Source organism: Ewingella allii, assembly GCF_044430645.1.
Taxonomy (GTDB): Bacteria; Pseudomonadota; Gammaproteobacteria; order Enterobacterales; family Enterobacteriaceae; genus Ewingella; species Ewingella allii.
The window spans coordinates 176,411-196,067 of the sequence record NZ_JAWUDN010000002.1; the positions used below are offsets into that span (position 1 = coordinate 176,411).

Genomic DNA, 19,657 nt, shown 5'->3' on the forward strand with positions numbered 1-19,657 from the left:
TATGCGATTGATATTCAAACGATTCATCCCAAGCATCCTGCTGCTGATTTTTATGTCTGGCTCAGCCTCTGCGGCCGCGCTGGAGGATGAGCAAGACATTCGCCAACGGCTGCGTCAATCGCTTTCCATCGCCATGGCGCGGGACAGCGGCGTGCGCCAAAAGCAGGCCGAGTGGGATGCTGCCGCCGAGGACGTGGCGACTCGCGAGGGAGAGCGCTGGCCGCAGGTGAGCGTTTCGTCCTCTTGGCTGCCGCTGATGGACAGAGGCAATGGCGAGGGTAATCGGCAAACGACCAACCTCAACGCCTCCCTCAGCCTTCCGCTTTTCGACTGGGGACGCTTAACTCATGCCATTGAAAACCGCCGCTATCGCGCGGTGGTGGCTGGGGAAAATTACCGCGCCGCGCTGGATGAACTGGCCCTCAAGGTGAGTGAAAACCATCTCAATCTGGCTCGCAAACAGGCGGTCCTTGAGCTGGCCCAGGCCTACACGGCAAGAATGAGTGAGCTAGTGGCCATGCTCGAACGCATCACCCAAGCAGATGCCGGCCGTCGGAGCGAACTGACACAGGCCTCCGCCCGACTGCTTCAGGCAGAACAAGCCCGCGATGACACTCAGTATGAAATCAACACCCTGACGGTCGAACTGGAGAAATGGCTGGGGACGCCCTCCCTGTCGGTCATCAACACTGCGTCGCGCTGGAAACTCAGGGTGCCCAATTTAAAAAGCGCGCTGGCTAGCAGCGATAACAATCCGCTCATCCGCGAGCTGGAGGCGGAGCATCAGGCTCAGTTGGCAAGCGTCGAAGAGGAGAAAGCCAAAAGTTTGCCCAACCTGAGTCTGGTTGCCAGCAAAACGCTGGCTAATCCCGGTTATGACGATAACCAGATTGGGGTTCGTGTCAGTTGGAATGCGTTTACCGGCTTTTCCGATACTTCTCGGATTAAAGCCGCCGGGATGCGCGCCTCTGCGCTCAAAGATCAGCTAGCACAGCGTAAAAAAGAGACTCACTACACTTTAAAATCTCAGCATGAAACCATCCTGCGTCTAGCCCATCGCGAGCAGGCGTGGCGGCAGTTGGCGGTGGAAAGCGAGCAAATTCGCATGATGTTTTACAAGCAGTGGTATCACCTGGGGAAACGCACTCTGCTGGATGTGCTGATTGCCGAAACTGAGCATTACAACAACCAAGTCAATGCCGTAACCAGTCACTTTGATCGCTATGTGCAAATTATCACGCTTCGAAGAAACGCGGGCCAGCTCCTAGGCTGGCTTGAAAACGGGCAGCCTGATCACCCCGCGCTGCCATAACCTGAGATGACATAAAGGAGGTCCACCACCAGATTTTCCACTCAGGCAGGTGTGCTACCTCGCCTTTTCCTTCAATTAATTACAACGGAAGTAATTTTATGCCTAATCACTATGACACTACGACTCAAACTCCAACGCTGGACGTACCGGAAATCTTTTTGGTCAAAAGCGACCAGACCAATCAGCCCTTCTCCCCGGGGTCTGAATGCACCGACAGCACGCCAGAGCTGTTAGGCCGTGGAACGCCAGGTTCGACCATTACCGTCATGGTCGATGGAGAACCTGTTGGCACTGCGGTGGTAGATAGCTACGGCGAGTGGAGTTTTATGATCCCAACTACCCTGCAAAACGGTTCACACCAGTTCACGGCGACGGCTGAACTGAGCATACCCGGTGCGGAGAGCATCAAGAGTGCTCCATCATCGTCTTATCAGGTTCAAGTCAATGCTGAAGCCGCGACAGAACCCCAGCCCCAGCCGGAACCACAGCCTGAATCAGCATACCAGCAGCCGGTAAGCACGCCGGAAATCACTCAGATGGCCAATGACCATACTTACGAGTCGTTCTTCTCTGGCTCACAAAGCAGTGATAACACCCCGCAGATTAATGGTAGAGCCAGCCCGGGCGCGAGCATCACGGTTATGGTCGATGGTAAACCGCTGGGCACCACCGTGGCGGACTTCAACGGCAACTGGCAGTTCAATGTCACCACCCCGCTGGAAAACGGTACTCATCATTTCACGGCGACGGCAGAACTCCCGGATGCCAATGGCAATCCAGTGCAAAGCGACGCCAGCCAAAGTTTCGAGCTGGAGATCGCCGCAAAACAGGGCCAACCTTCCGAGCCGCAGGGCATTGAACGTGAACCTAGCCTGATCCCTTCGGGCGGGTTGGAAACTCCGCAGATCCTGTCTGCTCAGGGTGATAATGGGGATCTGAAAAGTGGCGATCAGGCCAATAACTCAACGCCGACTCTCCAAGGCCTAGGCAACCCTGGCGATCGCATCGCCATTTATGACAACGGTAAGTTCATCGGAGAAGTCGAGGTTAAAAGTAACGGCGGATGGCAGTTTAGCCCCATGGACAAACTGAGTGGCGGAGAGCACCACTTTACTGCCAGCGTGATTGACGATCAGGGCAATAGCACCAATAAAACATCGCCAACCTTCACGCTGAACACGCCGGAAGTCGATACTCAGCAGCCGACCGATCAGAATTACGACAACATCAATCTCGATTTCAAACAGCAGATTTACTCGGCGTTGGAAAAAGCCAGCAAAGGATCGCCGATCCTTTCTGACTTGCTTGAGCAAAAGAAAAATGAGTTGTTCAACGATCAAAAATCCGGCGGCAGAGAGGATGTACTGGACACCCCGCCAAAAGATGCGCCTTTTGATCCTGACAGCGCTCATCGGGATTTTGACCTGCCTCATCTCCCAACCGTCCCAGACGAACTGCCTGTGATTTAATCACTTAAGAGCCTTCTTTTAGAGAAGGCTCTTTATTAATAATGAAATAATTAGACGCAAAAACCTTCTGTTCTGTTAATTGACACCTCTTCGTTTGGCGGTTTATTTTCAGCCACCACATAGCCTATTTATGCAGAAAATAACTGCCATCAGGTTTTATAAAGCTTCGCAGAATTACGCTACTTCACTGCATCTATCCCGCTAAAACATGAGGGAGGATGACCAATAACAATAATTTTTTTGGCGCTGTTTGGTGATTTTTCTCCACTCACTAGCTGAACGCTTTTTTACTCACCCGGGAGTACCCTGCCATGCAATTAAAAGACCTTTCATCACCCGAATTTATCGCAAACCCCTACCCGTTTTACCAAAAGCTGCGCGCCAGCGGGCCGCTGCTGCAGGTTGGGCCAAATACCTTCCTCGCCACCCAATTCGCCACGGTCGACGCCCTGTTCAGCGACAAGCGAATTGGTAAAAGCTATATGGATACCGTGCGTATTCGCTATGGAGACAAAGCCGACAGCATCCCGTTGTTTAGCGCCTTTAGCCGCATGTTCCTGATGCTGAATCCGCCGGATCACAGCCGCATTCGCGGGCTAATGATGAAGGCGTTCAACGTGCGAAAAATCGACTCACTGCGCGAAATGGCGCTCGCAATCGCCCATGAGCTGATTGACCAGATTGAAGATCAAGGCACTTTGGATCTGACCAAGGACTTCGCCTTCCCCCTGCCGGTGCGCATCATCTGTAAAATGCTCGACGTGCCGGTGAGTGACGCCACCAAGCTCGGCCTTGCCACCGGCCAACTGGTGAAAGCCTTCGATCCCTCAATCAGTGAAGAGGAGATCATGCAGGCCAACGAAGCCTTTAGCGTGCTGGATGAGTACTTCTCGGCGGTGATCCACCAGCGCCGCGAGCAGCCGGGTGATGATCTGATCTCCCTGTTGGTACATATCAATGACGGCGGCGAAACCCTGACCCACGATGAGATTGTCTCCAACGTGGTGCTGCTGTTCCTGGCCGGGCATGAAACCACCACCAATATGATCAGCAACTCGCTGATTGCCCTGTTCCGCCACCCCGAGCAGTTGGCGCAGATTAAGCACAACCCAGAGCTGCTGCCGAATGCCGTGCTGGAGTGTCTGCGCTACGACAGTTCGGTACAAATGACCATGCGCACCGCGCTGGAAGAGGTGGAGATCGACGGAGTTAAGGTGCCGAAAGGGGCGATGATTCTGCTACTGATCGGCGCCGCCAACCGCGATGCCGGGCAATTCGATCAGCCGGAGCAGCTCGACATTACTCGTCGCCTTGGGCGCTCACTGGCTTTTGGCGCGGGCATTCATCACTGCATGGGGCATCGCTTGGCACTGATTGAGCTGGAATCGGCACTCAGCGTCTTGCTGACTCGCCTGCCTAATCTGCAATTGCAGGATCTGGATAATCTGGCGTGGATCCCGCGCGCCAACCTGCGTGGCGTCAGTAAGTTGATCGCCAGCTTCTAATCTTCGACACATAAAAAAATCCCCCGCAGGCGCTAGCCCTCGGGGGATTTTTATTGAGCAAGTCACAGCTAAGTGGCTTAATTTTATTAGAATTTGATGGAGGCCTGCATGAAGTAAGTGCGAGGTTCGCCAACATATTTGCCGCTGTTGTTGTCGGTGGAGCGAGTGAAATAGCGCTGATCAAACAGGTTTTTAATCCCTGCGCCGACGGTCAGGTGCGACCAGCGTGGTCCGAAGTCATACTCGCCGCGAGCATTCCACGTCATATAACCCATGATGTCGCCATATTGCCCATCGGCAGATTCGTCAGTGATATAGCCGTTGCCGGAGTCAGCAGAGCCCGGTGAACGCTGCTTGGACTGCGCGAAGCCGTCCACATTCCACACCCAGCTCCCCACTTCATAACGGGTCCCCACGGTGAACACCTGGCGGGAGTAGAACGGCAAGTCTTTACCGGCAAACTCACCGTTGACCGACGTCGCTTTGGTGTAAGTGTATGAACTGTAGACGCTTGCGCCATCCAGTGCGTGGCTCAGCTCGCTCAGATCATAGCTCAGCGCCAGTTCCACACCTTTGTGTTTGGTCGCGCCGAGAGAGGTCCAGCCAATGGTGTTGTTGATGTACTGAAGCTGGTTGTCGAAGTCGATGTAGAACGCCGTCAGCTCAGCTTTAACCACGGTGTCATCATAGTGAGTACCGATTTCATAGGTCTTAGCTTTTTCTGGCTCGAGGCCCGGTGCTGGCTGGCCGCCGCTGCCGCCGCGCGTCAGCTGGAAGTACTGCAAGCTGCCGAAGGAGGTGTTGGCGTTAGCAAACAGCTTCCACGAATCGGTCAGGTGGTACATCACGTTGACGGAAGGCAGCGGCTCGCTGTACTGCTTTTCACGCGAGATATTCAGGAAACCGTCATCAACGTGGGTTTTGATGCTTTCATAACGCAGACCCGGGGTAACGGTCCAGTTGCCGAAGTTCATCGCATCGTCAATGTAAGCCGCATGGGCTTCGCTGCCGCCGGAGGAGTGCTGGTAGTAATTGGCGCGTGAATCCGGCGCGGAGTAAGTGGTGCTCGGGTCATACCAGCCGGAGCGATAGCCCTTCTCGTCAGAGGTTTCGTTCAAGTAGCGATAGCCGACGGTCACTTCGTGCGCCATATCCCAGAAGCGGAACAGCTGTGAATACGTTGGCTCGATAGCGTAAGTGGTGTAGTTACGCGGCGCGGCGCTGAAACGGCTCAGGCCAGCGTTGGTACCCGCGCCGGTCGTGCCGATATCACTACTACGGAAGCTTTTGGTGAAGTAAGTCAGCAATTCAAACTGGCTGTCGTCTTCCTGATGACGATATTTGAAGGACATATCCTGACGACGCCCTTCGAACTGGTCAAAACGGCGCACCGACTGGAACGGGTTGTCTTTATACTGCTGCGCGGTCAGGCCGCCCGGCATACCGGCGCTGGCGTTGTAGTAATGGAAATTAGCCAACAACTCATCTTTTTCAGTGAAGTTGTATTTGGTTTTGAACATGAAATCATCGATGTCAGTGTTATCGTTGTTTTCGCGATAACCCTGACCATGCAGGCCGGAATAGAGCAACTCCGCGCCTAAGCCGTTATCCGCCGTGCCGCCCACCGAGGCGCTGGTTAGGGTTTTCAAGCCGCCGTGCGCCGCGCCTTCAGTTTGGGTGCTGACATCGCCGCCGAAAGTTTTAGGAATGTCTTTGGAAACGAAGTTAATCACCCCGCCGACGTTCTGCGGCCCGTAGCGCACCGCCGCGCCGCCGCGAATCACGTCAATCGACTGGATGTTGCCCATAGACAGGGGTGCCATGGAGAGCTGTGGCTGACCATAAGGCGCCACCGCCAAAGGTACGCCGTCCATCATGATGGTGGAACGCGGGGAGAGGCGAGAGGTTAAGCCACGCACGCCGATGTTCAGAGATATGTCACTACCGCCGGTGCCGTTGTTTTCCTGTACCTGAACGCCCGGCGTGCCGCGCAGCGCTTCGCCAATGGTTTCAGCCCCTTTTTCACGGATCTGCTTTTGGTCGATAATAGTCCGCGCGCCAGGGTGATCGAGCACCGCCGTTTCATTGTCGCCGCTGTCTAACCAGTTACCTACCACGGTCACAGAATCCGTTCTGTCTTCCGGCGTGGCGGTGGTCGATGGCGTGGCTGTGGCTGGCGTTTTGGTGTCGGCTGCTGATGCGTAATAAGGAAGTGCGATGGCCACGGCCGTGGCAAGGACTGAAAGGCGGTAACGCGCTGACATATCTTGTTTTTTCCTGTTATAAAAAGTGTTAACTTTAGGTAAAGAACGTATGTTTAATGCTAATTGTAATGAGAATTGTTTGCATTATAATCAGGACTGTAAGTATTAGTAAATACTGTGTTTTTTGAAGATTTATCCCCATTCAAGCCGTCTTTCAGGAAGACCTCTTATGCTCGCGAAAACATTGCCGGCCCTACTGTTATTAGGACTGAGTAGTCTGGTGTCTTTTGTTGCTCAGGCTGACCCCATCACGCTGACCGATGTCACCGGTCGGCAAGTGGTATTGCCTAAACCTGCGGAGCGGGTCATTTTGGCCGACTCACGCGCCATTCAGGCTCTTCAGCTGGTTCATCCTACTAAGCCATTCGAGTCAATCATTGCCTGGGATAACGCGCTAAAAGCCAAAGCCCCTGACCTGTTTGCTCTTTACAAGAACGACTACCCAGAGCTGGCAAAATTACCGATGCTGGAGAACGCCTACTACAGCGATTTCAGCGTGGAGAAAACCGTAGGTTTGAAGCCTGACCTGATTATTTTTGATGCGGGCGTAAAGAAGAAACTGGAAGAGAGCCGGGTTCTTGAGCAATTAACCAAGATTGGCGTGCCGGTGGTGTTTATCGATTTCCGCCTGCATCCGCTGACCAATACCGTGCCGAGCATTCGCCTGTTAGGTCAGGCGCTGGGCAATGAGCAGCAAACCGAAGGCTTCTTACACTTCTACCAGTCGCGCATCGACATGATTAACCAGCGCGTAGCGACCCTGACCGACCAGCAGAAGCCAAAAGTGTTTATCGAACGTCACGCGGGCATGACCGGCGAAGAGTGCTGTTTTACCTACGGAAAAGGCAGCTTTGGTGAGTTTATTCAAACCGCGGGCGGGGTGAATCTGGGCAGCGCGCTGTTTGCGGGCAAAAGCGGCACCATTAATCTGGAGCAGCTGATCACCAGCAAGCCGGACGCTTACCTGATGACCGGCGCGGACTGGAGCAGCAGCTTTAAAGAGAGTATCGGCGTGCCTTTGGGCTACAACGCTGACGCCGCGCTTTCGGCGCAACGTCTGGACAAGCTGATGGCGCGCAACGGCGTCAACGTGCTGGATTCCATCAAGCAGCATCGGGTGCTGGCGGTTTATCATCAGTATTACGACAGCCCGCTGAACATTTTTGCTATTGAAGCCATCGCCAAATTCCTGCACCCAGAGCTGTTCAAAGATCTCGACCCGCAGGCCGATTTGGATATGGTGCATAAAGAGTTCTTGCACCAGCCGTCTAAGGGCCTGTTCTGGCTGGCAGCTAAGCCTCAGTAACTGATTTTCGTGAGCAGAGAGGATTCGGCGAATCCTCTCTTCATTTCAACCCCTCGCACTTCTGCATCACAAACTGCACAAACTTATCCAGCTTGGGGACGTCGTTTTTCTTCGGCGCGTAGAGCAAGTGAACGGGGCGCGGCTTAGGTAGAAAGTCCTCTAACAGCGTGACCAATTTGCCACTGGCTATTTCATCCTGCACCAGAAAATGCGGCTGCATCAGAATGCCATTACTGGCCAGCGCCGCGTCGCGCAGGGCATAGCCGTCGTTGGATTTCATCACCCAATTATTCGGCCAGGCGATGTCACCCTCCCCTTCGCGCAGGTTCCAGGCAAAGCGCGAATTCCACGTCGAATGGATCAGCAGGCGATGCTGACTAAGCGCCTCGGGCGCGGTGGGCGTGCCGTGCTGGCGCAGGTATTCCGGCGTGGCGCAAATAATCATCCGATAGAGAAATAGCGGCTTGGCGACCAGCGCGTAATCTTTCAAATCGCCGATGCGAAAGGCGCAGTCATAGCTTTCGGCAATCAGGTCCGCCACGCTGTTATTGAGCACCAGTTCAACTCGAACTTTGGGGTAAAGTTGCATGAATTCCGCCACAATCGGCCCGACAATCTCTTTTCCGACGGTCATCGGCGCGCTGATGCGTAATAAGCCCTGCGGCTCATTGTTCAGCCCTTCCATCGCCTCATAGGCTTGGTTGACGTTGGCGATAATCCCCTGCGCTGACTCATAAAACAGCTGCCCGGCGGAGGTCACCATCATGCTGCGGGTGGTCCGTTGTAATAAATCCGTTTTAAGGGTCTTCTCAAGGTTATTAATATATTTCGCCACCATCACCACGGACATATCTTCTTTTTTCGCCGCGCCGGTAAAACTCCCCTCTTCAACAACAGAGATAAATACCTCCATGGCCTTTAGCTTATTCATACTAAACCTCAAGTTAATACTGTTTAAACCTTCATTGGGTTCACCCAGTTAGCTATTTCCTATACCTTGCAGGCCCTAAGACTAATACAGAATGCCAGCCAAGTGGAAATAAGATGTCAGTTAATCATGGAGAGAGAAACAGCCTATCAATAATAAAAAAGTCTAAATTACTCATCACGTTACTCTTCAGCCTGTTCTCGCCAGCCATTTCGGCAATGCAGCAATATCAGCTCACTTGCCCCGGCAGAGGGGAAATGACGGTCAGCAATACTGATTATGTTATTACTACACTGCTATGGGATGACGGATTTATCGTCGCGCCGCGTCCGGCAACTTATACCGATAAAAGCGGCAACGTTTTGACGGTTTATCAATTTAGAAATAATGAGATGTTGTTAGTCAATAAAATAAAAAATCGTTATTTCTTTATTTATCGCGATGAGAATAAAAGTCAAAAAGAGGTGGAGTGTATAAAAGGCCCCAATCAGCGCATCGCGGTTAAATGGGCTAATGGTTAAAGGCGAGGCTTATATCAAGCCTCGCCAGAAACGACTAGCTGCGTTTACGCCTCTGGGTGATGGTTTCTCCCGCCACGCCCCAGTTGTCGGTATCCACTTCGTCAATAATCACAAACGTGGTTTGCGGATCTTTGTTCAGCACTTTCACCAGCAAATCTGTCGCCCCGGAGATCAGCGCGGCTTTCTGCTCGGCGGTCACCCCTTCGCGGGTAACTTGTATATTAATGAATGGCATAGCCTATCTCCTGTTACCAAACACCGGCGGTTGCGCCGCCATCGATTGGCAATACGACGCCGGAAGTAAAACGCGCATCAACCAAATAAAATACCGCGTCGACGATGTCTTGCGTGCTTCCCGTGCGCCCGGCCGGTGACAGCGCGCGCAGGAATACGCCGTCGCCGCCGCTGTGCAGTGGCGTTTCAATCACGCCGGGTGCAATCGCGTTGACCTGCACGTTTTTATCCGCCAGTTCCAGCGCCAGCGACTGCGTCGCCGCGTTCAGCCCCCCTTTCACCATTACCGGCAGCAGTGACGGCACTTTACGCAGTGGCTGCACCCCAAGGCTGGCAGTGATGTTGATGATGTGGCCGCTGCGCTGGTTGCTCATCAACTCCGCCGCGCGCTGGGCCGGGAAGAAGAAGCCTTTCAGGTTGGTCGCCAGCAGCGAGTCCAAATCATTGGCGGTGTACATCTGCACCGGCTTGGCGATGAAAATACCGGCGTTGTTGACCAAAATATCCACTCGCCCGAACTGCTCCAGGGCGGTGTCAAACAGGCGCTTGGTGGTGTCCGGCAAGGCGATATCCCCAGCCACGCCGACGAAGTTTTTCGGGTTACCGAGTTTTTGTGCCGCCTCTGCCAAACGCTCGCTGGTGCGGGCATTGCCCACCACATTGTCGCCACGCTTTAAGAACGCCTCAGCCAGTGCAAAACCAATACCGCTCGATGCGCCGGTGATCACCACAGTTTGTTGACTCATAACACACTCCTTTAAACGCTATGTTGGCACTCGGATAAATGCCGTTGTTGACTCACTGCGGTCACTTTACTTATGCGCTGAGGTGCGATAAATAAGGCAAAATGACATTCATTTTTTACATCATGTAATCAATAAGGCGTAACCCATGCAACGTGACTTCGACGACATCATGCTTGGCAGTCTGGAACTGTTCTGTCTGGCGGCGGAAACCAGCGGGTTCAGCAAGGCGGCGACGCAGGCGGGCGTGACCCCGGCGGCGGTGAGCCGGGCAGTATCGCGTTTGGAAGAGCGCCTTGGCGTACGGCTGTTTGTCCGCACCACCCGGCAAATCCGGCTGACCGAGGCGGGCGAGCAGTATCGGGCGCAGTGTTTAGCAGCCCTGACTCTGTTGAAAGACGCCGAAATGTCGCTCAGCGGGCAGCAGTCACAGCCTGGGGGAAAAGTGCGCCTCAGCATGCCGACGGCCTATGCCCATTGGCGAGTCTTGCCTTTGCTGGCGCGTTTTCAGGCACTCTATCCCCAGTTGGCCGTCGACACGCACATCAGCAATCGCAATATCGATTTTTTCGACGAGGGTTTTGATCTGGCGATTCGCGGCAGAGCACCCGCCGAGTCCAATATGATTGCCCGTAAAATCGAGGATGCCGAGCTGATTGTGGTGGCTTCGCCGCACTATCTGGCGAGCGCGCCCGCGCTGAATACCCCGGACGATTTAACTCATCATCACTGTATTGGTTATGAACTTTCCAGCAGCGGCCGCTCCCTGCCGTGGTTGTTCCGCCAGCAAGGGGAAATCAGTGAAAGGGTGATGAATCATCACATTAACTGCTCTGAAGATTATATCGGCGGCCTGACGCTGGCTCGCCACGGCGCGGGGCTGTTCCAAATTTATCGCTTCGTGGCGCAAGAAGATCTCAACAGCGGGCAACTGGTGGAAGTGCTCAAAGAGTTCGGCGGCACCCATCGCCCTTTTTACCTGCTCTACCCTCATGCCCGCTTTCTGCCTCTGCGCACCCGCACTATGGTTGATTTTCTGCTCGCCGCGCTGCGCCACTGATCCCCTTCCCTCGCCAAACTTCTCTCCCCTGGTGGAGAGAATACCCACATAGTTTATGAATTTTTACCTGTCAAAAAATAACCCATCTATTCCCTGCGCTTTTTGAAGATTTGAGAAGCGCCTCACAAAACATAAATCCCTCTAAAGTTTGTGGAACTGGCGAAAATTTCTTCTCACTCATTGAAGGAAGTCGAACAGCACAAGGAGGCCACCTGCGCCGCTCGACTGGGATCGTTACCGGAGAAAAGAGCCACAAAGAAAATCGCCATTAAATACATGAATTAAATGGAAATAGCTTGAGGTGTTACAATGCGACATAGCCAAGATAAGTGTGCAATGTTTGTTTCGTTCGATGCTGTCGCGGTATCAGGGATCACGGTCGAGGCAATGAAAATTGCCAAGAAGCTGCAAGATCGGGGGTTCCGGTCGTATCTGGATTTGGGATACGACATCAAGATTGATAAGGGAAACTTTAATAAGCCCTATGACGTGGAGCCTTCGATCTATCGCGACGTCTTCACGCTGGTGCGCATCGACGACATCACGTCGATCCCCAATTACAATCTGGATTTTATTGAATATGCCCACAGTGCGTTGATCAGCCAAAAAAGCCCGATCGGTGACGATGAAAAGACCGCGCTGTTGCAGACCATCGACCAGACGGCGCGGCTGCTTGCCCAGCGCATCGTGGCGCTTTGGCAGCAACTGGGTATCAGTAATCTGGTGGTGGAAAACGGTACCCTGCCGGAAAATATCATTTATACCAAGGCGTTATATCTGGCGATTGAACAGTACGGCCAGCAGCAAGATTTGGGTAATTTCGTTATCTGGCGCGACCACGACCTGATGTGGAACAGCGAAAAGACGGTGATGAAATATGGCCCTGCGCCCTACTCTCACGCCATTAAACCGGTAAAATCCAAACACATCACTTATGTCACGCTCAATGATCACCTGAAGCAGAAACTTGAAGCCTGGTGTAATTACGACGTAGACGTCAAAGTGAAGAAAAATACCTATGACTTTTCGCCGGAGAAGGCGCGCTGCAATATTAGAGACCGGTTAAGCGTTCGCGCCGATGATATTTTAATTGCCCGCACCACCCGTATTATTCCGCAAAAACGTTTAGACCGCGATGTCATGCTGGTAAGCCATCTCAATACATTATTCCATAATAGCAACAGCGATCGGCGAGTCTATTTAGCGATTGCCGGCAATGAAAATGAAAATCACGGTTATTTCCAAGAGTTGGATAAACTGTCTGAAGAACTGAATGTAAAACCCTATATTAAATTTATCGGCGCTCTGCCCCACGAGTGTATGCAATCAGAAAGCGACACCATCGCCATAGAAGACTTATATCACTCCTGTGATCTTGTCTCTTTCCTCACTTCTTATGACTACGACAGCTACGGCAACCCTATCGGCGAGGCGGTGAGCCACCGGCGCTGCTACATCACCACCAGCTATGAGTATTACCACGAAGTGTACGGCCAGCACGGCTTCGAAGCCCCGGTCATGGCCATATCCGAGCAGCAGGACGGTCTACCCAACCCTGAGTTTATTCATGATTTATATCAGTTCCTTAACAATAAGGAATATATGGCGCACGTGGCGGATAAAAACTTCGCCTTGGGGCAGCAGGTGCTCTCCAATAATGTTATCGACATTTTAAATGTGAATTAATTTAAAAACCTAACCCATTTCATTCTGGATATTACTCTATTCTGGAGAACGTATGCGCGACTCAATTTTCGTGTCAGTAGTGCTACCCGTATATAATGAAAGCGACCGTATTGATGAAGTATTAATTTCACTCTTCAATCAGAAAACCAAAGATAACCTGATCACTCACGACAGCTATGAGTTAATCATTGTGGATAATAATTCCACCGATGATTCCGTGGCAAAAATAAAGGCGTTTAGCACCAAGAATCCGTCAATGGATATTCACGTCATTGATGAGAAAGTTCAGGGGGTTTCTTCCGCCAGAAAGCGCGGTATGGATTACGCCTCGCTGCGTTCTAAAGCCCGCGACAGCCGCCTCGGGCAGAAGCGAAAACACTATATTGTCTCCGCCGACGCCGACTGCACCGTGGACACCTATTGGCTGTATGAGCTGATTAACACCATGGTCAGCCAGCAGGGCGATTTAGGCACCTGTAACTACTATTACAACGCCGAAGATTTCGAAAAACGCCCTAACCTGTTCAACGAAATTAAGAAAACCCTACGCCTGCGCGAGTACTCTTTCTCGCTGTTTGGCGGCTTCCCCGACGGTAAAGGCTTTGGGGTCGAGCGCGGCCTGTACGACGCCATTGGCGGCATTGAAATCTTCTACCAGCTCAACAAAGGCCGCTTTGTCGAGCACCTGTCCGACGACTGGGACTTCGGCATCAAAATCATCGCCTACGGCGGCAAGCCGGTCTACGCCAGAAATTCCTATGTCGAAATCAACAGCCGCCGGGTCGATACCATTCTGGATGAAGTGATCACCGGCGTTGCTTACGGCAGCGACGGCATCATCATTATGAAAGACGTGCGCCCGGACGTTGAGCAGCAAAAGCCAACGCTGGTAGACACCACCCCGGCCGAATCCAAACAGGCGTGGGACTATTCGGTGAAGGACTATACGCCGAAAAACATCATTCTGCCCGCCCTGCTCAACCCTTATATCTTGTTAGAAAACAGCGAAGTGCGCGATTTCTTCTCCGGCCCGCTGGCTGACAACCTCTACCGCCGCATTCACGAGTTAAAACATGAAATGCGTATTATCGATTTCAAACCGATCCACGCCTATAAGACTCCGGCCTATCGCCTCTATTTCGAATTCCGCGACGAGATCTTTGCCGCCATGCGCCGCGCGGTCGGCGACGACATTGGCTATCCGCCTGCCCTGCCCGCCTGTTTCGATCAGGTGAAAGCCGAAGACTTCACGCGCTTTGTTTACTACTTCTGCGAAGACCGCGAGTCCGGTGAAGCCCACAACTATTTTGCCAATGGAGGCGTATTCTGATGAACAACGAAGCCCTGAACTCCCTGCTGGATATTGACGAAAACTACCCCGTTCCCTTAGTGAATGAATTTCTGGCCCAGCCGGAAAACCGCGCGTTTCTCGACTATGTCTACAAAGATCCCTTTGGCTGCCACGTCTTCCCCGGCGACATCACCGACTACCCGCTGCCGTCGTTCTTTGCCGATATGGACAGCGACATCCAGAAAGCGGGCAAAATCCACCTCTGGGCCTATATCCCCACCTGCCGCTATCGCTGCCATTTCTGCCAGTACCCGACGGTGATCCTCAACCCGAAAGCCGCCTCCTCGCAGGAGGTATTCCGCGATCTGGTGGACTTCAACATCAAAGAAGCCCTGATGTGGCTGGAGCGCGTGCCGAGCCTCGCCACGGTGGAAGTCGGCGAATTCAATATCTTCGGCGGTACCCCGTCGCTGCTGCCCGAGCCAGAACTGCGCCGCATGATGGCCTTCTACAAAAGCCACTTTAATTTTTCCACCGCCACCATGCGCTTCGAGGGCGAGCCGGGAACCCTGAACAAAGCGTATCTGGCGATATTAAAAGATCTCGGTTTCAGCAAAATCAGCTTCGGCACCCAGTCCTTCAACGACGAAATCATCACCGCCTGTGGGCGCATGCACTCGGCGGACGAGTGCGTGGAAACCATTTATCAGGCACGGGAAATCGACATCGACTGGGTCAGCGTCGACCTGATTTACGGCATGCTCGGCCAGACGGTGGATGACGTGAAATATGACATGGAGAAAACCCTCGAGCTGGGGCTGTCCCACGTGGTCTGCACCAAGCTGCACATGGATGAGTTCATCAAAAACCGCACCGGCGTCTCTGGCGAGCGCGAAAGCCTGTGGCAGAAAAAGGGGCTGATCAACATTAACAACATGAGCTTCCCCGGCCTCGGCAAGCAGTACCAGATGCGCGAACTGGTGGAGAAATATCTTGCCGATGGCTATACCGAGCACCCTACCATGTACTTCCACCGCAATGATCAGCAGCCGGAAAAATGGAAAGCGCTGATCACCGACCTCGATAAACAGTACCCGGAAGTGGCGATTGGGCTGGGCGGCAGCTCTAAGTCGACCCGATCCGAGGCGATCAACATCACTGGCTATAAAAAGTACAAAGAAGCGCTGAACGAAGACCGGCTGCCTATCGAAGAGAGCCGCGGCTTCTCCCCCGCCCAGCGCGAAGTTAACGCCTTCAAGATGGCGCTTTCCACCCTGATCCCGGTGGATGACAAGGTGTTCAAGCAGCGTTTCGACGGCAACAGCTTCTTCGAAAACCCGCTGATTAATCGCACCTTGGACAAACTGGTGCAGAAGAAGCTGGTGACGGTTTCTGGCGAAGTCGTGACCCTGACGCCCATCGGTATCACGCTGGTCGAGGCGATCATCAACACCCAATTCACCACCGACGCGGAATAAGGAGCTTCACCATGGCAACACCTTCATCCGCCACCCAGCCGGTTTTCAGCCTCTACTACATTGGCATTGATACCGAGGCGGGCGTCTCCAACGAGCAGTTTGAAGTCTTTGTCCGTGAGCAGGGGGTGAAAATCCCCTGCTATCCCGGCTGGCGCTGGACCCTGCTGCGCGGCCTGCGCGGCGAGCGCGTCGGGCAATATCTGATGCTGTATGAGATGGAGAGTCAGGCGCACCGCGATCGCTATGTCACCGCTACTGGACAGAAAACCGAGGCGGCAAAAGCCTTTTGGCAGCAGCATCCCGAGGCGCTGGAGATTCTGGCGCAGTGGCGCAAGCTCGGCACCTTCAGCCAGTTGCCGACGCTGTTCACCGACTACCAACTGCTGGCAGAAAACGCCAAAAGTGATGTCCCCTACGGCCCCCGCTATCGGGACCAGCCCGGCGAGGAGCCGATTGCGCGCATCATCGGCATTCACAATCTGGCCCTGCGCGAAGGGGTGATGCCGGAGCAGTTCGAGCAGTTTATTGCCGACAATCATCACCGCATTGAAGATTATCCCGACTGGAAGTTCCATTTGCTGAAAGGCGAACGCGGCAACCGGCTGGACCAGTACGTGGTGATGATGGAGATAGCCAGCATGGCCGCGCTGGACGTCTTCTACCCTGAGCCGGACATCGCCACCGATGAGGCGGCGAAGTTCGCCAAGGCGCATCGCGACACCAAGCAGATGTATGAAGAGTGGAAGCAGCTGGCCTCTTTTTCCGGCTCGCCGCAAATCTACACCGACTATCTCTGCGTCGCGGAAAGCCTGCCCGCCGAGGAGAGCCGGTCGCTATGACAATCAATCTGCTGAGTCGAGGTGCCACGGAGAATGTCCGTCAGCAAATCGCCACCCGGATGATCTTCTTTCTGGCGGGATTAGGCATGTCAGCATGGGCTCCGTTAATTCCCTTCGTGAAGTCGCGCATTGGCATTGACGCAGGCTCGCTGGGGCTGCTGCTGTTTTGTATTGGCGCCGGCTCGATGCTGATTATGCCGTTTACCGGGCATCTGATTGGCAAATTGGGCTGTCGTAAAATCATTCTGGCCGCCGGTTTGCTGTTAGTGCTGGATTTGCCGCTGCTGACCTTACTCGACGCCCCGCTGCTGATGGGGGCGGCCTTACTGGTGTTCGGCGCGATCAACGGCATCATGGACGTGGCGATGAACTCGCAGGCGATCATTGTCGAACGGGAAAGCGGGCAGGCTAAAATGTCCGGTTTTCACGGCTTCTACAGCATTGGCAGCATCTCCGGCGCGGGCAGCGTCAGCCTGTTGCTGTGGGCGGGTGTCTCCCCAACGACCGCCATTGGGCTGATTGCGGCACTGATCGCTCTGCTGCTGGTTATCGCTTCGGCGGATCTATTAGCCAAAAGTGAGATCGACGGCGAGCAGAAAGGCGGCACGCTGTTTGCCCTCTCCCACGGCAAGATCCTGTTTATCGCGCTGCTGTGCTTCTTTGTTTTCCTTACCGAAGGGGCGATGCTCGACTGGTCATCCCTGTTTCTCAATGCCGAGCGCGGCGTGGCGAAATCTCAGGCCGGGCTGGGTTACACCCTGTACGCCATCGCCGTGACCCTCGCGCGGCTGTATGGCGACCGGCTGATCAACGCCATGGGGCGCTATCGCATGCTGCTGCTCGGCAGCCTCTGCGCGGTGCTAGGCCTGCTGCTGGTGACCACGGTTAATCTGGCGTGGGTAGCTTTCGCCGGGCTGATTTTGGTCGGCCTCGGCATCGCCAACGTGGTGCCCATTCTGTTCAACGCGGCGGGTAACCAAGAGCATGTGCCACCCAATCTGGCCTTCCCTGCGGTCACGCTCGTCGGCTATGTCGGCTTACTGGCAGGCCCCGCGCTGATTGGCTTTATCGCTAAATACTCCAACCTTACGCTGGCCTTCGGCTGCACGATTTTCTGCCTGTTGCTGGTCAGTCTCAGCGCCCGCGCCTTAACGCGCTAATTCAGCCATTTCATCTCAAGAGGACGTTTTTATGAATGAAGCATCTAACCCGGTTTTCTCCCTGCACTATGTCGGCATCAACCTGAAAAGAGGCGTCGCCTCGGACCAGTTCGAAGAGTTCGTGCGCCAAAAAGGGGTGAACATTCCGGCCTATCCGGGCTGGCAGTGGACGCTGTTGCGCGGGCTGCGCGGCGAGCGCGAGAACCAATATTTGATGGTTTATCAGGCCAAGGATGCCGCCACCTATGCCCGCTATATCGACAGTAACGGCGAGCAAACGGCGGAGGCTCGCGCCTTCTGGCAACAGCATCCGGAAGCCGCCAAGCTGATTGCCGAGTGGAAAACCTTCGGCACCTTCGCCGAGCTGCCGACCATTTACACCTACTACAGTCTGGTGGCGGAAAACCAAAACAGCTCGCTGCCCGCTGGCCCGAACTACCGTAACGTGCCGGGGCAGGAGAAAATCGAGCGCATCGTCGGTATTCACAACCTGGCCTTAAAGCCGGGCGTGTCGCCACAGCAGTTTGAGCAGTTCATCACCGACAACATTCATCGCGTGGAGGACTATCCGGGCTGGAAATTCCATATGCTGAAGGGCCAGAGCGGCAATCGTCTGGATCAATACGCGGTGATGCTGATCATCGAGAGCCTCGAGTCGCTCAACTCGTTCCACCCAGATTTGGACGTTTCCACCGAGAAAGCCCTGAAGTTCGTGGCCGAGCATCAGGACACCGAGCAGATGTACACCGAGTGGAAGGAGCTGGCGTCGTTCTCCGGCGCGCCGCAGATTTACACCGATTACATCACTGTCGGCGGCAATCAGGGTTAAGCTTTCAACATACTCGTCGCATAAAAAGGGCAGCCACTGGCTGCCCTAATTGCATCTTAAACCTTACGCTTCCAGCCATGCCTTGTAGCGCGAAGGCCACTCCACCGTTGGTGTGCCGGGTTTGCCCATACCAAAACCGTGGCCGCCGGAGGAGTAGCGGTGCATGTCCACCGGCACGTGCTCGCGCTCGCAGGCGGCAGCCATAATCAGCGTGTTATGCGGGTCAGAAATGGGATCATCCTCAGCCTGCACCAAAAACATCGGCGGCGTGTGCGGGGTAACAAAATTCTGTACCGACCACTCGGCGTTCTCCTGATCCGTGGCCCGCGGCCCGACCAAAATCTTATGGGTTGAAGTGTGGGTGTAAGGCTTCTCAAGAGTGATAATCGGGTAAATCAGCGCCGCGCGGTCGGCATAGGCCGGGGTTTTATCCAGCGCGTCCAGCTCAGGGTAAGAGCGGAAGTCCGGGCGCGTCGCCGCCAGACCGAGCAGATGCCCACCCGCAGAGAAGCCGAGCACGCTGACGTGCTTTTCGCGGCTGCGCACGATACGCAGCGCGCGCTGAGCGTCCTGCAAGGCCACCACGCTGCCGTCATTCCAGCCTTCGCTGGGCAGGCGATAAGTCAGCACGTAGGCGGTGTAGCCGAGTTTAGTCAGCCAGTCCGCCGCGGGCCACGCCTCCTGCCCCATCTCCATACGCTTATAGCCCCCGCCGGACGCCACCAGCACCGCCTGCCCGTTTGGGCGAGCCGGTTGGAACACGCGCAGCGACGGATGAGTGACATTACTCAGCGCGCCTTTTGCCGAGAGAACCTCACCACCAGACGGCCCACCGCCACCCGGCGGCGTCCCTTTCCACAAAGCAATTTCGGTGTACTGCCCCGGCGGCGGCGCGGCCAGAGCGCCCTCTTCCGACGCCGGGTGTTTACGCGCCAGCGCTGACCCCGTGCGTATCGCCACCATCGCAGCGGCGGAACCTACAATAAACTGACGACGATCCATGGATTTCCTAATGAGTGAGGGCAGATATTG

At 54.4% G+C, this 19,657-nt stretch carries 17 protein-coding genes; 12 read left to right on the forward strand and 5 right to left on the reverse strand.

Annotation, left to right across the window (positions count from 1 at the left end; translation table 11 throughout):
• Nucleotide 1: 1 nt before the first annotated feature.
• The 3 genes from SBO83_RS07520 (at nt 2) to SBO83_RS07530 (ending at nt 4,286) form a co-directional block, all read left to right on the forward strand.
• Nucleotides 2–1,312 carry a TolC family protein gene (locus SBO83_RS07520; RefSeq protein ID WP_396131039.1) on the forward strand — a complete coding sequence of 437 codons (1,311 nt, stop codon included), beginning with the start codon at nt 2–4 and terminating at the stop codon, nt 1,310–1,312.
• A 98-nt stretch (nt 1,313–1,410) separates the two neighbouring features.
• Nucleotides 1,411–2,781: an Ig-like domain-containing protein gene (locus SBO83_RS07525; RefSeq protein ID WP_396131040.1), complete on the forward strand. Its 1,371-nt coding sequence runs from the start codon at nt 1,411–1,413 to the stop codon at nt 2,779–2,781.
• A 311-nt stretch (nt 2,782–3,092) separates the two neighbouring features.
• Nucleotides 3,093–4,286: a cytochrome P450 gene (locus SBO83_RS07530; protein ID WP_396131041.1), complete on the forward strand. Its 1,194-nt coding sequence runs from the start codon at nt 3,093–3,095 to the stop codon at nt 4,284–4,286.
• Between the two features lie 86 nt (nt 4,287–4,372).
• Here the strand turns inward: SBO83_RS07530 and SBO83_RS07535 are convergent, their stop codons facing one another.
• Nucleotides 4,373–6,550, reverse strand: coding sequence for a TonB-dependent siderophore receptor (locus SBO83_RS07535; RefSeq protein ID WP_396131042.1), 2,178 nt, complete (start codon nt 6,548–6,550; stop codon nt 4,373–4,375).
• Between the two features lie 169 nt (nt 6,551–6,719).
• Between SBO83_RS07535 and SBO83_RS07540 the strand changes: the two genes are divergently transcribed.
• On the forward strand, nt 6,720–7,856 hold the full coding sequence (locus tag SBO83_RS07540; protein WP_396131043.1) for an ABC transporter substrate-binding protein: 1,137 nt from the start codon (nt 6,720–6,722) through the stop codon (nt 7,854–7,856).
• A 40-nt stretch (nt 7,857–7,896) separates the two neighbouring features.
• On the opposite strand, the gene SBO83_RS07545 is transcribed toward SBO83_RS07540, so the two are convergent.
• The gene (locus SBO83_RS07545; RefSeq protein WP_396131044.1) at nt 7,897–8,787 is read right to left on the reverse strand and encodes a LysR substrate-binding domain-containing protein; all 891 of its coding nucleotides are present in this window, start codon (nt 8,785–8,787) and stop codon (nt 7,897–7,899) included.
• Nucleotides 8,788–8,900: 113 nt separating this feature from the next.
• On the opposite strand from SBO83_RS07545, the gene SBO83_RS07550 reads away from it, so the two are divergent.
• A complete protein-coding gene (locus tag SBO83_RS07550) occupies nt 8,901–9,305 on the forward strand; it encodes a hypothetical protein (RefSeq protein ID WP_154145546.1) in 405 nt (134 codons plus the stop codon).
• A gap of 34 nt (nt 9,306–9,339) precedes the next feature.
• Here the strand turns inward: SBO83_RS07550 and SBO83_RS07555 are convergent, their stop codons facing one another.
• Complete coding sequence (locus tag SBO83_RS07555; protein ID WP_034792213.1) at nt 9,340–9,540, reverse strand: tautomerase family protein; 201 nt, start codon at nt 9,538–9,540, stop codon at nt 9,340–9,342.
• A 13-nt stretch (nt 9,541–9,553) separates the two neighbouring features.
• Nucleotides 9,554–10,285: an SDR family NAD(P)-dependent oxidoreductase gene (locus SBO83_RS07560; protein ID WP_396131045.1), complete on the reverse strand. Its 732-nt coding sequence runs from the start codon at nt 10,283–10,285 to the stop codon at nt 9,554–9,556.
• A gap of 145 nt (nt 10,286–10,430) precedes the next feature.
• Between SBO83_RS07560 and SBO83_RS07565 the strand changes: the two genes are divergently transcribed.
• The 7 genes from SBO83_RS07565 to SBO83_RS07595 all read left to right on the forward strand — a co-directional run bounded on the left by SBO83_RS07565 (nt 10,431) and on the right by SBO83_RS07595 (nt 18,625).
• On the forward strand, nt 10,431–11,342 hold the full coding sequence (locus SBO83_RS07565) for a LysR substrate-binding domain-containing protein (protein WP_396131046.1): 912 nt from the start codon (nt 10,431–10,433) through the stop codon (nt 11,340–11,342).
• A 336-nt stretch (nt 11,343–11,678) separates the two neighbouring features.
• Nucleotides 11,679–13,028, forward strand: a complete 1,350-nt coding sequence (locus SBO83_RS07570) for a glycosyl transferase family 2 (RefSeq protein ID WP_396131047.1) — start codon at nt 11,679–11,681, stop codon at nt 13,026–13,028.
• A 52-nt stretch (nt 13,029–13,080) separates the two neighbouring features.
• On the forward strand, nt 13,081–14,358 hold the full coding sequence (locus SBO83_RS07575) for a glycosyltransferase (protein ID WP_396131048.1): 1,278 nt from the start codon (nt 13,081–13,083) through the stop codon (nt 14,356–14,358).
• A complete protein-coding gene (locus SBO83_RS07580; RefSeq protein ID WP_396131049.1) occupies nt 14,358–15,797 on the forward strand; it encodes a radical SAM protein in 1,440 nt (479 codons plus the stop codon). The genes SBO83_RS07575 and SBO83_RS07580 overlap by 1 nt, the downstream gene beginning before the upstream one ends.
• 11 nt (nt 15,798–15,808) lie before the next feature.
• Complete coding sequence (locus SBO83_RS07585) at nt 15,809–16,636, forward strand: hypothetical protein (protein ID WP_396131050.1); 828 nt, start codon at nt 15,809–15,811, stop codon at nt 16,634–16,636.
• Nucleotides 16,633–17,796, forward strand: coding sequence for an MFS transporter (locus SBO83_RS07590; RefSeq protein ID WP_396131051.1), 1,164 nt, complete (start codon nt 16,633–16,635; stop codon nt 17,794–17,796). The genes SBO83_RS07585 and SBO83_RS07590 overlap by 4 nt, the downstream gene beginning before the upstream one ends.
• A gap of 31 nt (nt 17,797–17,827) precedes the next feature.
• A complete protein-coding gene (locus SBO83_RS07595) occupies nt 17,828–18,625 on the forward strand; it encodes a hypothetical protein (protein WP_396131052.1) in 798 nt (265 codons plus the stop codon).
• A 63-nt stretch (nt 18,626–18,688) separates the two neighbouring features.
• Here the strand turns inward: SBO83_RS07595 and SBO83_RS07600 are convergent, their stop codons facing one another.
• Nucleotides 18,689–19,627: a prolyl oligopeptidase family serine peptidase gene (locus SBO83_RS07600; protein WP_396131053.1), complete on the reverse strand. Its 939-nt coding sequence runs from the start codon at nt 19,625–19,627 to the stop codon at nt 18,689–18,691.
• Between the last annotated feature and the right edge of the window lie 30 nt (nt 19,628–19,657).

Bases quoted from the DNA above. Each gene is read 5' to 3' on its own strand.
- SBO83_RS07520 (WP_396131039.1), top strand. From the start codon at position 2: ATGCGATTGATATTCAAACGATTCATCCCAAGCATCCTGCTGCTGATT.
- SBO83_RS07525 (WP_396131040.1), top strand. From the start codon at position 1,411: ATGCCTAATCACTATGACACTACGACTCAAACTCCAACGCTGGACGTA.
- SBO83_RS07530 (WP_396131041.1), top strand. From the start codon at position 3,093: ATGCAATTAAAAGACCTTTCATCACCCGAATTTATCGCAAACCCCTAC.
- SBO83_RS07535 (WP_396131042.1), bottom strand. From the start codon at position 6,550: ATGTCAGCGCGTTACCGCCTTTCAGTCCTTGCCACGGCCGTGGCCATC.
- SBO83_RS07540 (WP_396131043.1), top strand. From the start codon at position 6,720: ATGCTCGCGAAAACATTGCCGGCCCTACTGTTATTAGGACTGAGTAGT.
- SBO83_RS07545 (WP_396131044.1), bottom strand. From the start codon at position 8,787: ATGAATAAGCTAAAGGCCATGGAGGTATTTATCTCTGTTGTTGAAGAG.
- SBO83_RS07550 (WP_154145546.1), top strand. From the start codon at position 8,901: ATGTCAGTTAATCATGGAGAGAGAAACAGCCTATCAATAATAAAAAAG.
- SBO83_RS07555 (WP_034792213.1), bottom strand. From the start codon at position 9,540: ATGCCATTCATTAATATACAAGTTACCCGCGAAGGGGTGACCGCCGAG.
- SBO83_RS07560 (WP_396131045.1), bottom strand. From the start codon at position 10,285: ATGAGTCAACAAACTGTGGTGATCACCGGCGCATCGAGCGGTATTGGT.
- SBO83_RS07565 (WP_396131046.1), top strand. From the start codon at position 10,431: ATGCAACGTGACTTCGACGACATCATGCTTGGCAGTCTGGAACTGTTC.
- SBO83_RS07570 (WP_396131047.1), top strand. From the start codon at position 11,679: ATGTTTGTTTCGTTCGATGCTGTCGCGGTATCAGGGATCACGGTCGAG.
- SBO83_RS07575 (WP_396131048.1), top strand. From the start codon at position 13,081: ATGCGCGACTCAATTTTCGTGTCAGTAGTGCTACCCGTATATAATGAA.
- SBO83_RS07580 (WP_396131049.1), top strand. From the start codon at position 14,358: ATGAACAACGAAGCCCTGAACTCCCTGCTGGATATTGACGAAAACTAC.
- SBO83_RS07585 (WP_396131050.1), top strand. From the start codon at position 15,809: ATGGCAACACCTTCATCCGCCACCCAGCCGGTTTTCAGCCTCTACTAC.
- SBO83_RS07590 (WP_396131051.1), top strand. From the start codon at position 16,633: ATGACAATCAATCTGCTGAGTCGAGGTGCCACGGAGAATGTCCGTCAG.
- SBO83_RS07595 (WP_396131052.1), top strand. From the start codon at position 17,828: ATGAATGAAGCATCTAACCCGGTTTTCTCCCTGCACTATGTCGGCATC.
- SBO83_RS07600 (WP_396131053.1), bottom strand. From the start codon at position 19,627: ATGGATCGTCGTCAGTTTATTGTAGGTTCCGCCGCTGCGATGGTGGCG.